The 14144-nt window shown below is 47.2% G+C and carries 17 protein-coding genes; 16 read left to right on the top strand and 1 reads right to left on the bottom strand.

Features of this window, described 5'->3' with window-relative positions; translation table 11 throughout:
* Positions 1-120: 120 nt before the first annotated feature.
* Genes KNP98_RS14865 through rsmI form a run of 9 tightly spaced genes read left to right on the top strand, consistent with a single transcriptional unit; the run spans position 121 to position 6579 of the window.
* Entirely contained in the window at positions 121-1542 is a 1422-nt protein-coding gene (locus KNP98_RS14865) for an aminotransferase class I/II-fold pyridoxal phosphate-dependent enzyme (RefSeq protein WP_214806002.1), read from the top strand.
* Positions 1539-2177 carry a dTMP kinase gene (gene tmk, locus KNP98_RS14870; protein ID WP_088835962.1) on the top strand — a complete coding sequence of 213 codons (639 nt, stop codon included), beginning with the start codon at positions 1539-1541 and terminating at the stop codon, positions 2175-2177. Before KNP98_RS14865 ends, tmk begins: the two co-directional genes overlap by 4 nt.
* Positions 2174-2503: a cyclic-di-AMP receptor gene (locus tag KNP98_RS14875; RefSeq protein ID WP_029332194.1), complete on the top strand. Its 330-nt coding sequence runs from the start codon at positions 2174-2176 to the stop codon at positions 2501-2503. The genes tmk and KNP98_RS14875 overlap by 4 nt, the downstream gene beginning before the upstream one ends.
* Complete coding sequence (locus KNP98_RS14880; RefSeq protein WP_088835963.1) at positions 2503-3495, top strand: DNA polymerase III subunit delta'; 993 nt, start codon at positions 2503-2505, stop codon at positions 3493-3495. The genes KNP98_RS14875 and KNP98_RS14880 overlap by 1 nt, the downstream gene beginning before the upstream one ends.
* 6 nt (positions 3496-3501) lie before the next feature.
* The gene (locus KNP98_RS14885) at positions 3502-4332 is read left to right on the top strand and encodes a PSP1 domain-containing protein (protein ID WP_214812178.1); all 831 of its coding nucleotides are present in this window, start codon (positions 3502-3504) and stop codon (positions 4330-4332) included.
* Positions 4329-4691, top strand: coding sequence for a DNA replication initiation control protein YabA (gene yabA, locus KNP98_RS14890; RefSeq protein ID WP_029332197.1), 363 nt, complete (start codon positions 4329-4331; stop codon positions 4689-4691). Before KNP98_RS14885 ends, yabA begins: the two co-directional genes overlap by 4 nt.
* Positions 4692-4740: 49 nt before the next feature.
* Complete coding sequence (locus KNP98_RS14895) at positions 4741-5478, top strand: tRNA1(Val) (adenine(37)-N6)-methyltransferase (protein WP_214767925.1); 738 nt, start codon at positions 4741-4743, stop codon at positions 5476-5478.
* Positions 5471-5725 (top strand): GIY-YIG nuclease family protein, encoded by a 255-nt coding sequence (locus tag KNP98_RS14900; RefSeq protein WP_088835965.1) that lies wholly within the window; start codon positions 5471-5473, stop codon positions 5723-5725. The genes KNP98_RS14895 and KNP98_RS14900 overlap by 8 nt, the downstream gene beginning before the upstream one ends.
* A complete protein-coding gene (gene rsmI / locus KNP98_RS14905) occupies positions 5722-6579 on the top strand; it encodes a 16S rRNA (cytidine(1402)-2'-O)-methyltransferase (protein ID WP_214812181.1) in 858 nt (285 codons plus the stop codon). The genes KNP98_RS14900 and rsmI overlap by 4 nt, the downstream gene beginning before the upstream one ends.
* 41 nt (positions 6580-6620) lie before the next feature.
* On the opposite strand, the gene KNP98_RS14910 is transcribed toward rsmI, so the two are convergent.
* Positions 6621-6917 carry a transition state genes transcriptional regulator AbrB gene (locus tag KNP98_RS14910; RefSeq protein WP_012368944.1) on the bottom strand — a complete coding sequence of 99 codons (297 nt, stop codon included), beginning with the start codon at positions 6915-6917 and terminating at the stop codon, positions 6621-6623.
* A gap of 341 nt (positions 6918-7258) precedes the next feature.
* Between KNP98_RS14910 and metG the strand changes: the two genes are divergently transcribed.
* From metG to ispE, 7 genes are all read left to right on the top strand, one after another.
* Positions 7259-9211, top strand: coding sequence for a methionine--tRNA ligase (gene metG / locus KNP98_RS14915; RefSeq protein WP_214767919.1), 1953 nt, complete (start codon positions 7259-7261; stop codon positions 9209-9211).
* A gap of 58 nt (positions 9212-9269) precedes the next feature.
* On the top strand, positions 9270-10037 hold the full coding sequence (locus tag KNP98_RS14920; protein WP_214812183.1) for a TatD family hydrolase: 768 nt from the start codon (positions 9270-9272) through the stop codon (positions 10035-10037).
* Positions 10034-11314: a 3D domain-containing protein gene (locus tag KNP98_RS16205; RefSeq protein WP_214771748.1), complete on the top strand. Its 1281-nt coding sequence runs from the start codon at positions 10034-10036 to the stop codon at positions 11312-11314. Before KNP98_RS14920 ends, KNP98_RS16205 begins: the two co-directional genes overlap by 4 nt.
* Positions 11315-11383: 69 nt before the next feature.
* A complete protein-coding gene (gene rnmV / locus KNP98_RS14930) occupies positions 11384-11941 on the top strand; it encodes a ribonuclease M5 (protein WP_088838386.1) in 558 nt (185 codons plus the stop codon).
* Positions 11938-12816 carry a 16S rRNA (adenine(1518)-N(6)/adenine(1519)-N(6))-dimethyltransferase RsmA gene (gene rsmA / locus KNP98_RS14935; protein WP_029332205.1) on the top strand — a complete coding sequence of 293 codons (879 nt, stop codon included), beginning with the start codon at positions 11938-11940 and terminating at the stop codon, positions 12814-12816. The genes rnmV and rsmA overlap by 4 nt, the downstream gene beginning before the upstream one ends.
* An 84-nt stretch (positions 12817-12900) precedes the next feature.
* Complete coding sequence (locus tag KNP98_RS14940) at positions 12901-13140, top strand: Veg family protein (RefSeq protein WP_012368950.1); 240 nt, start codon at positions 12901-12903, stop codon at positions 13138-13140.
* Between the two features lie 96 nt (positions 13141-13236).
* Complete coding sequence (gene ispE / locus KNP98_RS14945; protein WP_029332206.1) at positions 13237-14097, top strand: 4-(cytidine 5'-diphospho)-2-C-methyl-D-erythritol kinase; 861 nt, start codon at positions 13237-13239, stop codon at positions 14095-14097.
* The last annotated feature ends 47 nt before the right edge of the window (positions 14098-14144 follow it).

The following is a 14144-nucleotide window of genomic DNA, read 5'->3' on the forward strand; positions in this document are numbered from 1 at the left end:
ACGCCGAAAGTAGTTGGGGGCTTCCCCCTGTGAGGATAGGACGTTGCCAGGCAATTGAAAAGGACCGATCTGCATCTTGCAGGTCGGTCTTTTGTATTTTAAAAACAAGAGGTGTATTTCATGAAAAGTCAGCTTCCAATCATTGAGGCACTTAAGCGACATGTCGAACGTAAGGCAACATCTTGGCACGTTCCTGGTCATAAAAATGGATCAATCGTATTAGGTCTACCTAGTTTTTTGGAATGGGATAAAACAGAACTAGCTGGCTTAGATGATTTTCACCATCCGACAGAAGCGATTCTAGAAGCAAAAGTATTGTTGCGTGAAGTCTATGATTCGGAAGATAGTCATTTTTTAATCAATGGTTCAACAAGTGGTAACTGGGCAATGCTTGCGGCTGTGACTAAACGAGGAGATCGCGTCTACGTTCAGAGAAATTCACATAAGTCGATTTTTAATGCACTCGAATGGTTAGGATTGTCTCCAATCTTCATGAGCCCTGAGTATGATGAAGAAACACAAATCGCCGGCAATGTTTCACGTGAAACATTAAAGGAAGCGTTAACATCTTATCCGGATGGAGTCGCGGTATTTTTAACTTCACCGAGTTACTATGGAGAAACAGCAGCTATCGAAGAAATCGTAGCAGTGACAGCACGTTATAAAATACCATTATTAGTTGATGAGGCACATGGTGCACATTTTGGAGAAGCAGTTGGAATCCGCTCAGCCTTTGAACAGGGTGCTACAGCTGTCGTCCAATCTGCTCATAAGACGTTACCGGCATTAACGATGGGGGCTTGGATTCATGAGCGATTAACGGACGTACAACGTCGTAAGCTCCACCATGCACTCCAGTCGTTTCAAACATCAAGCCCTTCGTATCTCATCATGGCTTCGCTCGATTATGCTCGATACTATCGACAGCAGTGGACGATTGATGAAATGGAAGAGGTCCGGAACAGTCATCAACTGTTCAAAGACGAACTCGACGGACTAGATGGAATGCATGCTTTTACTTTTGATGATTGGTCACGCGTGATTCTTTCCTATGAGGACTATTCCGGAGAACAGTTACTCGATGCATTAGCCAATGAAAAAATAGATGCAGAGTTTGCTTTAGCTTCATTTGTCGTCTGCATTTTACCTCTTCACAAATTATCGGAAACTGTCCGAACTCAGTGGTTAAGACAGGTAAAAGATGCGATTGAAAAGTTGAAAATGAAAGGAATTCCCTCAAAAAGGTATATCGAGCAATCAATTATGGGTAAAATAAAAGTATCTTCACTCGCTTGCCCACTGGATCAGTTAGAGGAGAGGGAATATCGGATTCTTCCGCTTCGTGAAACGATTGGTCAGATTGCACTTGAAACGATTATTCCATATCCGCCAGGTATTCCAGTCTTGTTGCGAGGAGAGCGTGTGACAAAAGAACAGATAGTATGTATTGAGCATCATATAGCCGCATCCGTCCATCTTCAGGGTGGAGAGTCTTTGCAAGAAGGTACGTTGCGTGTCATAGAGGAAGGGTTTGTTGAATGAAGGGAACGTTTATTACAGTCGAAGGACCAGATGGCGCAGGAAAAACGACACAGCTTCAATTGATGGCAGAAGCATTAAAAAAAGAGGGTTATCAGGTCATCATGACACGAGAGCCAGGCGGCACACGCGTTGGGAATGAAATCCGTTCGTTGATTCTGAATCCAGATTTCACGGAGATGGATGAAATGACAGAAATTTTATTGTATGCGGCGTCACGGGCGCAGCACGTCAATGAATTGATTCGTCCGTCACTTACAGCTGGGACTGTCGTTTTATGTGATCGTTTCGTTGATGCCTCGATTGCGTATCAAGGATATGGACTCGGGTATTCAATTGAACAGATCCGTAACGTCAATCAGCAAGCAACAGGAGGATTAACCCCTGATCGAACGTACTTGTTTGACTTGACGGTCATGGACTCGAAAAGACGAATGATTGAACGAGGGGCGCTTGACCGGATCGAGCAACGTGATGATGCATTCAGAGAGCGTGTCTATCATGGCTTTTTATCATTAGCCGCGTCAGAACCGGAACGCATTCGATTGATTGACGCCAATCAATCGATTGAAGCAGTCCAGTCGCTATTGTTAGAAGATGTGTTAGCCTATTTGAAGAAAAGGGAGAGATTATCATGAAAATGGTCATTACGATTGTTCAAGATAAAGATAGCTTACGTTTAGCAGAAGCGCTTGTTGAAAATGATTTTCGGGCAACTAAACTTGCGACGACGGGCGGCTTTTTAAAAGAAGGTAACACGACATTCATGATTGGGGTTCAAAGTGAACGCGTTGACGATTTGATGCGTTTGATCAAGAAAAATTGTTCGAGCCGCGATCAAATGGTCTCGCCGATCTCACCAATGGGAGGACACGCCGACTCGTATATTCCCTATCCGGTTGAAGTTCAAGTCGGAGGCGCGACAGTCTTTGTCTTGCCGATTGAAGGGTTTCATCAGTTCTGATGCGGACATTTCATGAGCTCGAACAAACACAATCTGTCATCTCGACGATTCTTCAAAATTCTTTACGAGCAAATCGAATCAATCATGCTTATATCTTTACGGGAGACTATGAGCCGCTTCTTTTGGAAGCGGCTCAATTGTTCGCCAAGAGTTTATTTTGTGAGCGGAAAGATCAAGTAGAGCCGTGTAATGAATGCCGAAGCTGTCGACGGATGGATAGCGGAAATCTTGTCGATTACTACCAGATTGAGCCAGATGGGGCAACCATCAAAAAAGAACAAATCCAGCAATTGATGCATGACTTGTCACTTCGGGGGTTAGAAGGGGATCGGCAAATCTATGTCGTGACGCAAGCGCACCGGATGACTCCACAAGCAGCGAATAGTTTATTGAAGTTCTTCGAAGAACCGGGCGAAGGAAAAGTAGCGATTCTACTAACGAATCAACCGCAACTGTTATTACCGACGATTCGTTCTCGTGGACAACTGTTAAGTTTTCGACCGGCCGATCGTGTGATGATTGGACAAGTTTTATCGGATAAAACGTCCCGAGATGCGGAGTTAACCCAACTTGCAGCGCGCGTCTATTCAAAAATTGATGATGCGGAGCAAGCCTTAATCGAAGACTGGTTTGTAAATGCGCGAGCGTCAGTGTTACAATTGATGGAGGAATTAGCGAATCGTCCGGCAGATTTGCCTTTGTTCGTTCAAGAGAAGTGGATTAATCAATTTAAGAATCGGCAAGACGTCCGGATTGGTCTAGAACTCGTGACATGTTTCTTCGAAGATGCCTTGCATCTGAAGTTGAATCCATCATGGGAGATCATTACGTATACAAATAGCCGACCATTACTTGAGCAGATGGGTGGAAAGAGTCAGGCGACGATCACCCGCTGGTTGCAGGCAGTACTTGCAGCCGTCAAACGGGTCGAAGCGAATGTTAATCCTCAATTAACAGTTGAGCGTCTCATGTTTGACTTACAGAAAGGGTAGAGCGATATGCTAGAAGTAGTAGGCGTTCGCTTTAAAGAAGCGGGCAAAATTTATTATTTTGCACCTGGACAAGAGTCATTATCACGAGGACAAGCCGTCATCGTGGAGACAGTACGGGGCATTGAATATGGCGAAGTGGTAATCGCCGATAAACAAATGGACGAGGAAGATGTGGTCTTACCATTAAAATCAATTCTTCAGATTGCTGATGATAAAGATGCAATGATCGTCCGTGAAAATAAAGTAGCAGCACTTGATGCACATGCAGTGTGTGTCGAAAAGATTCGCGAACATAAGCTCGATATGAAACTCGTGGACGTCGAATATACGTTTGATCGTAATAAAGTCATCTTTTACTTCACAGCGGAAGGTCGCGTCGACTTCCGGGAACTCGTTAAAGATTTAGCAGCAGTCTTCCGGACACGGATTGAGTTGCGCCAAATCGGAGTTCGTGATGAAGCGAAATTGCTCGGTGGAATCGGTCCGTGCGGCCGTGTCCTTTGTTGTTCATCGTTCTTAGGTGAATTTGAGCCGGTCTCAATCAAGATGGCGAAAGATCAAAACTTATCACTGAACCCAACGAAGATTTCCGGGGTCTGTGGCCGTTTAATGTGCTGTTTGAAATACGAGAACGATACGTATGAAGAAATGCGACGTGATCTACCGGATTACGGAAAACGTCTGACTGTACCAGAAGGCGAAGGTCGTGTCGTCGGATTGAACATCCTCGATCAAGTAGTTCAAATTGAACTGAAAGACCGTTCCCGCGTTCTGACTTATTCGATGGAAGAATTGTTATCCGTCGGTGCCGTAAAACAAAAACGACCAAAAGAATGACGGGGTGCATACGCGTGGAGAGAGTCGATAAAAAAGAAATCATTACGCGTGTCGATGCGATCGAGCAACAGATTCATTTGCTGACTGAGCATCTGAGCGTATTAAAAGATCAGCTTGCTTACATGATGGAGGAAAATCAACACCTCTACCTCGAAAATCATCACCTGCGTGAGAAGGTGGAGCGAGACGAACAACAACCGATTACAGAAGAAGCGGAAGCCGAAGCGTTAGTAGGTGCCGGATACGATAACCTCGGTCGCCTCTATCAAGAAGGATTCCACATTTGTAACTTGCACTACGGTCAAGTCCGTAAAGACGGGGATTGCCTGTTCTGCTTGTCCATGTTAACGAAACATTGAGAGGCTGACTTCCTAGGAGTCAGTCTTTTTTTCAGAAAGGAAGACACCTATGCTTGAATTATTACCAGATGAGCGACTCGATCATCTCCTCGGAAGAGACGGTCGCATCATTCAAAGTCCGACCGTCTTTTCGTATTCACTGGATGCCGCGTTACTCGCGCAATTCGTCTGGGTCCCGATCCGCCAAGGTAAGTTGGTCGATTTGTGTGCCGGAAACGGTGCGATTCCGCTCTTTTTATCGTACCGGACGAACGGAACGATCACGGGACTCGAAATTCAACCGCGCCTCGTCGAGATGGCACGCCGTAGTATCGAGTTGAACGAAAAAGCGGGACAGCTCCAAATGATTGAGGGGGATGTCAAAACGGCCGGGAAACAACTCGGATACGGTGCCTATGATGTCGTGACCTGCAATCCGCCGTATTTTTTAGCACATGAATCATCGAACCGAAATGAGAGTGAACACTATACGATTGCCCGGCATGAAGTGTTATGTACACTTGAAGATTGCATTCGTTCAGCCGCCGACTTACTTAAACAAGGCGGGAAAACGGCATTCGTCCATCGTCCGGAACGTTTACTCGACATCGTGACGCTGATGCGTCAGTACCGGATTGAGCCGAAGCGGATGCAATTGATTTATCCGAAGGCAGGGAAAGAAGCGAACATGCTGTTGATTGAAGGCATCAAGGATGCAAAACCGGGCTTGAAGATGTTACCCCCGTTCATCGTCTACGAGCAAGATGACACGTATACCTTACAAATGCGGGAACATCTGAATGTCTAAGCATGCGGTGTATATCGTGCGTTGCCGTGATGGGAGTCTGTATACGGGATATGCCGTCGATGTCGAGAAGCGTGTTGCGACGCACAACACGGGGCAGGGTGCCAAGTACACACGGGCGCGGCTACCGGTCGTCCTTGCGTACACAGAGACGTTTGAAACGAAATCGGAAGCGCTGAAACGCGAGTATGCGATCAAACAATTGACGCGTGCGAAAAAAGAACAGCTTATTCAAGGAGGGACGTCATGAAGGCGACCAGCAGTTTTAAGGATCAAACGAACGGCTTATATATCGTACCGACGCCAATCGGGAACTTAGAGGATATGACGTATCGAGCCGTCCGCATCTTACAAGAGGCCGATATCATCGCGGCAGAAGACACACGCCAGACGATGAAATTGTGCAATCACTTTGAAATCGACACGAAACTCGTCAGTTATCACGAACACAATAAGCAAGTTAGCGGTGAACGGCTGCTCGAAGACTTATTGTCGGGGAAACAGGTCGCCCTCGTCTCCGACGCTGGAATGCCCGGGATTTCCGATCCGGGGAGCGACTTAATCCGACTCGCGATTGCAGCAGACATTCCGGTCGTCGTCTTACCGGGTGCGAATGCGGCATTGACGGCCCTCGTCGCGTCAGGTCTACCGACGGAACGTTTTTTATATTACGGCTTTTTACCACGCAAGAAAAAAGAGCGGCGTGAAGCACTCGAGACGTTACGTTATGAGCAAGGAACATTGATATTTTATGAAGCACCCCATCGGCTAAAGGAAATGCTTGGAGGTGTCCTCGAAATACTCGGTGATCGCCAACTCACGCTCGCCCGTGAATTGACGAAACGTTATGAAGAATACATTCGTGGATCGGTGACGGAAGCGTTAGACTGGGCGTCAGAAGAGGTCCGGGGCGAATTTGTCGTCATCGTCGAAGGAACGACGGAAGAACGTCCGAGTGAAATCCAGCAAGAGGCAGATCCACTCGATCAAATCGAACGGTATATCGCAGACGGTGAAAAACCGAATGCGGCGTTAAAGCGTGTTGCGAAGGAACGGGGACTTGACCGACAAGCCTTATACCTGTCTTATCACGAATCGAAATGAAAAAAGGAAGCGTACCGAATCGGCGCGCTTCCTTCTTGGTTTTATTCGTTTCCTGCGTAATGACGATCGAGGAAATCTTTTAACTCAACGAGGACACGTTGTGCGCCGTCTGGAGAGAGAATTAATTTTCCGTCTGCCAATTTGAAGTTATCTTCTGATACTTCACCAGTAACTTGGCAAGTCATGTTTGGTTTGTATTTTTTAAGAATGATTTGCTCGTTATCGACGTAGATTTCGAGTGCATCTTTCTCTGCGATTTGGAGTGTGCGGCGAAGTTCAATTGGAATGACTACCCGGCCGAGCTCGTCTACTTTACGTACAATACCTGTTGATTTCATTTTGTTGTTCCTCCTCTGGATGTCTAAGTCTCTGTATTTTTTTAAAAATCGTCAAAATTCGACATCACTTCTATAGAATGTAGAATACTAAACTTTCCAAAAGTAGTCAACCAATCCGAATAGCTTGAAATCAAAATGTCATTTATTTCTCAAAAAAGCCATAATTGAAACGATTTATTAATAGATTTTCCCTTTTTAAAGGAATTCAAACTATTGAGTGTGTTTTTTTGTAATTTGATGTCTGATGTCAAAAAATGTTTTGATTCGACAAAAAACGAGTTTCGACAGCGGCGATAGAACAGCGTATAATAATGGAATGAACAATAGAACGGAGGAATAACATGTCAAAAACATTTTATATCACGACACCGATTTATTATCCTAGCGCGAAGCTACATATCGGTCATGCGTACACGACGGTCGCAGGAGACGCGATGGCCCGTTATAAACGTCTTCAAGGATTCGATGTACGTTACTTAACAGGAACGGATGAACACGGACAAAAAATTCAGGAAAAAGCAGCTGAAGCAGGTATTTCTGAACAAGCATTCGTCGACGGTGTCGTCGAGCAGATTAAAGTCCTGTGGGATCGTCTCGACATCTCGTATGACGATTACATTCGAACGACAGAACCACGCCACAAGAAAGTCGTCGAACACGTTTTTGAGACATTACTCGAAAAAGGTGATATCTATCTTGGTGAATATGAAGGCTGGTATTCGATTCCGGACGAGACGTATTACACGGAATCGCAGTTAGTGGATGGAAAAAGCCCAGATAGCGGCCATCCCGTCGAACTTGTTCGTGAGGAATGTTATTTCTTCCGAATTAGTAAGTATGCCGATCGTTTAGTCGAATACTTTGAAGCGAACCCATCATTCATCTTACCGGAATCACGGAAGAATGAAATGATCAACAACTTCATTAAACCAGGTCTCCAAGATCTCGCCGTCTCACGGACGACATTTGACTGGGGCGTTAAAGTCCCGTCGAATCCGAAACACGTCGTCTACGTTTGGGTTGATGCCTTGACGAACTACATCTCGTCACTCGGTTACGGAACGGATGATCAAGGGAACTTCGACAAGTACTGGCCAGCAGACGTTCATCTCGTCGGAAAAGAAATCGTTCGTTTCCATACGATCGTTTGGCCGGCACTCTTGATGGCACTCGATCTCCCATTGCCGAAACAAGTTTTCGCGCACGGCTGGTTGTTGATGAAAGATGGGAAGATGTCGAAATCAAAAGGCAATGTTGTTGACCCGATTCCGATGATTGACCGTTATGGTCTTGATGCTCTTCGTTATTATCTCTTACGCGAAGTTCCTTTCGGCTCAGATGGGATGTTCACACCCGAAGCATTCGTTGAGCGGATGAACTTCGATCTCGCGAATGATCTCGGGAACTTACTCAACCGGACGATTGCGATGGTCACGAAATACTTTGATGGGGTCATCCCGACCTATGCGGGAAATGTCACGCCGTTCGATGCGACATTGTCGACGCTTGCGAAAGAAACAGTCGAGAAGGTCGAGGCTTCGATGGAGCATATGGAATTCTCGGTTGCCTTAGCGCACGTCTGGCAATTAATCAGTCGCGCGAATAAATATATCGACGAGACACAACCGTGGGTACTCGCGAAAGACGAAACGAAGACGGATGAACTCGGCTCGGTCATGGTCCACCTCGTCGGAACGCTGCGTCACGTCGCGATCATGTTGCAACCGTTCATGACACAATCTCCGACCGAGATGTTCCGTCAGCTTGGTCTTGCTGGTCAGCCGATGAACTGGGAAGCACTCGCACAGTTCGCGTCGATTGAAGAAGGAACAAAAGTCGGGATTGCTGAACCGATTTTCCCGCGCCGCGACATGAAAGAGGAAGTTGAAGCAATCGTCGAAATGATGCAACAGGCATCTGCTGCCCGAGTTGAGGAAGAAGAAGTCGAAGAAACAGATGAGGATGTTCGTCCGGAAACGACAATTGATGTCTTTGATCAAATTGAGCTGCGTGTCGGCGAAGTCGTCACAGCAGAAAAAATCAAAAAAGCAAAAAAACTGTTAAAGTTAACGGTCGACATGGGGAAAGAAACACGCCAGATCGTTTCAGGCATCGCTGAATGGTACGAGCCGGAAGACCTGGTCGGTCGGAAGGTCATCGTCGTCGCGAACTTGAAGCCGGTCACTCTCCGTGGCGAATTATCGCAAGGTATGGTGCTTGCGGCTGAAAAATCAGGTAAACTTGAACTAGCGACCGTCCCGTCAACGATGGCGAACGGTGCCAGTGTAAAATAATTCGGATGCCTGTGGACTTCACGTCACAGGCATTTTTTTGAAAAAGGAGTTGAGGATATTGTTAATCGATACACACACACATTTAAATTCCGATCAGTTCGACGGAGACGTCGAAGAAACGATTGAACGCGCACGCGCGAACGGAGTCTCACCAATGATCGTCGTCGGATTCGATCATAAGACAATCGACCGGGCGATGGAACTTGTTGAACAGTATGATGATCTGTATGCCGTCATCGGTTGGCATCCCGTCGATTCAATCGATTTCGACGATGCAGCGTACGCGAAAGTCGAGCGCCTCATGGACCTTGAGAAAGTCGTCGCCCTCGGTGAGATTGGTCTTGATTATCACTGGGATACGTCACCAAAAGATGTCCAGGAAGCTGCGTTTCGTAAACAAATTCAACTCGCGAAGAAAAAGAATAAGCCAATCGTCATTCACAACCGGGAAGCAACGGAAGATACGTTACGTATTCTCGAAGAAGAAGACGCGAAAGAAGTCGGTGGGATTCTCCATAGCTACAGCATGAGTGCCGAGCTCTTACCCCGTTGCCTAGCGATGAACTTTTATATTTCGCTCGGTGGACCGGTAACGTTTAAAAATGCGAAGATGCCAAAACGTGTCGCTCAAGAAGTTCCGCTTGATCGGTTACTCGTCGAGACAGATTGTCCTTACCTGACACCGACACCATACCGCGGCAAACGGAATGAACCGGCGTACGTCCGGTTCGTGGCGGAAGAAATCGCGCAACTGCGTGGCATGATGTATGCCGATATCGAACAAGCGACAACAGAAAACGCGAAGCGGGTCTTCCGTTTACCATGATGCGTTCGTTCTCTTATATCGCGACAGGGTGTGCCTTATTGTTAATTGCGATTCTAATCTACTTGGCGATGAATCATCCGCGTGACGTCACTATCATGATTGACGGACAAGAACAACACGTCAAGACGATAGAAACATCAGTCTATGGTGTCTTACGTGAAAATGGAATCGAAGTGCGAGCGGAGGATAACATCGAACCTTCGCGCAGTGCGGATTTACCAAAGAATGGTTTGATTGTCATCCAACGTGCAAAAGAAATTACGATGATTGTCGGATACGGGCAAGCACAGACGGTTCGGACACATGCTCGTCTTGTATCGGATTTATTGAAGGAACGTGGCATCGTCCAAGCCGATACCGATGATGTATACCCTTCGATTCATGCCGTCTTGACGACCGGGATGACAGTCCGATTCCGTGAAGCATTTCCGGTTGACATCGTCATCGGAGGACGAGCCAGTCAAGTCTATACGTACCAAACGACCGTCCGTGAGCTCCTTGCGAAACAAGGAGTGACGTTACAAGCAACAGACCGTGTTGCGCCGAGCCTTGATACCGTTGTCTCGGAAGATACGCTCGTCACCGTCAATACGACGCGACGGGCGACCTTAACGGAAGAACAGTTGCTTCCGTTCGATGTCGAGCAAGTAGAAGATCCGACATTACCGAAAGGACAACAACTTGTAACGACGACGGGGCGTCCTGGAATCCGGACCCAAAAGTACGAATTGACGCTCGCTGACGGGCTCAGTAAAGAGAAGAAGTTACTGACCGATGAAGTAACGAGTGAACCGGTGAAACAAATCATTAAAGTCGGAACAAAACCGATTGAACGAGTAGAAACACCGGCACCTGTCTTCAATGAAGAGGAGGCAACGACGCCATTGACGGTCGCACCGGAAGTCACGGCAGACTTAGACTTCAAGAATGCGAAGACGCTGATGGTCGAGGCGACGGCCTATACGAATGACCCGGCATCGAACGGGAGTCAATTGTATGATGGGCGCGCATTGACAGCGACGGGGTACGATGTCACGGATACAATCACCTATCAAGGGTTACCGATCGTCGCCGTCGACCCGAAAGTAATTCCGCTCGGGACGAAAGTGTATGTCGAGGGGGTCGGACTGGCGGTCGCGCTCGATACGGGCGGTGCCATTAAAGGCAATAAAATTGATGTCCTCGTCAGTGACGAACAGACGGCGAAGACGTTCGGGCGGAAGACCGTCAAGCTTTGGGTCATTCCGAATGAGTCGGGCACGGAAGCGGGCAGTTGACGCTTCCTTGTTTTTTTCGTGGAAACAGGTACAATTACGGAAGTGTTTGAAGAAGGTGGAGAAGAATTGATGCAAAAACGCTTAAAAGAAGTCATCGTCGTCGAAGGACGTGACGATACGACACGACTACAGGAAGTATTCAATGTCGATACAATTGAAACGAACGGCTCTGCCGTCAATGAGCAAACGTTACAACGAATTGAAAAAGCACTCGAACGCCGAGGCGTCATCGTCTTCACGGATCCAGACTTTCCGGGTGACCGGATTCGCGCACGTATCAATGAACGTGTTCCGGGATGCAAACAAGCCTATCTGCCACGTGCGGACGCAAAAGATAAACGCGGTAAAATCGGTGTCGAGCATGCTTCACCGCAGGCAATCGAACGTGCACTCGCAGCCGTTTATGAAACAGAAGAAGTCCATGTCGCAGAAGTGACACGGGATATGATACTTGCAGCAGACTTAATCGGTGGTCCATCAGCATCGTCACGCAGACGTCGGCTCGGACAGTTGCTCGCAATCGGTGAACCGAATGCGAAACAACTCGTCAAACGCGTCGCTTCGATTCGGATCACAAAAGAGGAATGGGAAGCTGCACTGAGACAGTTAGAGGAGGAACAAGATTGAAAGACATCGCAACACTACACCGGACGAAGGAAATCCTCGCGCGACACGGATTTTCATTTAAGAAGTCCTTAGGACAAAACTTTTTAATCGATTTGAACGTACTCGCGAACATTGTCGGCGCTGCTTCGTTAACAAAGGAGAGCGGTGTTCTTGAGATCGGACCGGGAATCGGGTCGTTGACGGAACAGTCCGCGAAACAGGCGAAAAAAGTCGTCGCCCTTGAAATCGACCAACGGCTGTTACCGATTTTAGATGATTCGCTCTCACCTTATCCGAACGTCAAAATCATCCATGGAGATGCACTTGAACTGGATCTCGAAACGATTGTCAACGAGGAGTTCACACAAGAAGGAATTACGGATCTTGCGGTCGTCGCAAACTTACCGTACTATGTCACAACACCTATCATCATGCGGATATTAGAGGCGAAAGCACCATTCCGGACACTCATCATGATGATTCAAAAGGAAGTCGCGGAACGGATCGGTGCGAAACCAGGTACAAAAGCGTATGGTTCATTATCGATTGCGATTCAATACTATGCGGAAGCGGAAGTCTGTTTCACGGTGCCGAAGCAAGTCTTCATTCCCGCTCCGAACGTCGATTCGGCTGTCATCCGCTTGAACATCCGAAAAGAGCCGGCCGTCCAAACGAAAGATGAAAAATTATTCTTCGAAGTTGCGCGTGCGAGTTTTGCCCAGCGCCGGAAAACGATTTTAAATAATTTGTCGAGCCACTTCGGAAAAGCAGAAAAAGAAGCTGTCGAAGCCGCGTTGCATGAAGCAGGTATCGACCCAAGACGTCGTGGTGAAACGCTCAGCTTGCAGGAATTCGCACAGCTCGCGGACGCACTTTTGCCGATTAAAAAACGTTGACGGTAGCGGGAAGAAAAGATATAATATTTGCCCTTTCTAATATTTAATTAATATGCTATAATAAATATTAGTGAGGTGAAGCGTATGCCAAAGACGTTGAACGAAATCAGACATGTTTTCGAAACACATGTTGGTGAAAGACTGACGCTAAAAGCAAGCGGCGGTCGTAAAAAGGTCGTAACCCGAATCGGAACGCTCGTTGAGACGTATCCTTCGGTGTTTGTAGTCAAGCTAGACGCAGAGCGCCACAATGTCGAGCGAGTTTCTTATAGCTACGCTGACGTGTTAACCGACTCCGTACAAATCGAATTTGCGAATTCGTAAACTTACCTTCCGAAGCGGACAGAAATGTTCGCTTCTTTTTTTGTGGAAAGGTTGATACAATTCGTACAGGATACGTACTAGAGGAGGAACGGCACGATGACGATTATTGTAAAGGCACCAGCGAAAATCAATTTAGTGTTGGATGCGACGGCGAAGCGGACAGATGGTTACCATGATGTACATATGGTGATGACGACAGTGGACTTGGCAGACCGCTTAGAGTTGACGGAACTTCCGTCAGGCGAGATTCGAATGAATGCACAGCACGCCTATGTTCCGAACGATGAGCGGAACTTGGCTTACAAGGCGGCAGCCGTCTTGAAGAAAAAATTTAACATCCAGGCTGGAGTAGAGATTTACCTTGAGAAACAAATTCCGGTCGCAGCGGGTCTCGCGGGTGGATCGAGTGACGCTGCCGCGACATTACGCGGTTTGAATGATTTATGGCAGCTCGGATTGACGCTCGAACAACTCGCAGAAATCGGCGCGGAAGTCGGTTCGGATGTCCCGTTTTGTGTCATGGGTGGGACGGCGATCGCGACAGGACGTGGTGAAAAGCTTGAAAAATTGATTGCTCCGCCTCCGTGCTGGGTCGTGCTTGCGAAACCAACGATTGGTGTGTCGACGGCAGACGTTTATGGCGCACTCGATTTGACGACGGCCAAACGACCGGATGTCGAAGCGATGATTACAGCTGTTAAAGAGCAAGATTTTACGGCGATTTGTCAATCACTCGGAAATGTTCTTGAGTCGGTCACGTTACCGATGCACCCGGAAGTCGAGCAAATCAAGGATTTCATGACGAGTTGCGGGGCGGAAGGTGTCTTGATGAGCGGGAGTGGTCCGACGGTCTTCGCGTTGACGGAACACGAAAACCGGGCCCAACGTCTCTATAATGGCTTAAGAGGTTTTTGTAACGAAGTCTACGTCGTTCGTCTTTTAGGCGAAAACCATTGATAATATCCGTATGAAAATGATATATTCACTAGTGAATATTCGGAATT

It is taken from the genome of Exiguobacterium sp. s127 (assembly GCF_018618695.1).
Lineage (GTDB): Bacteria > Bacillota > Bacilli > Exiguobacteriales > Exiguobacteriaceae > Exiguobacterium_A > Exiguobacterium_A oxidotolerans.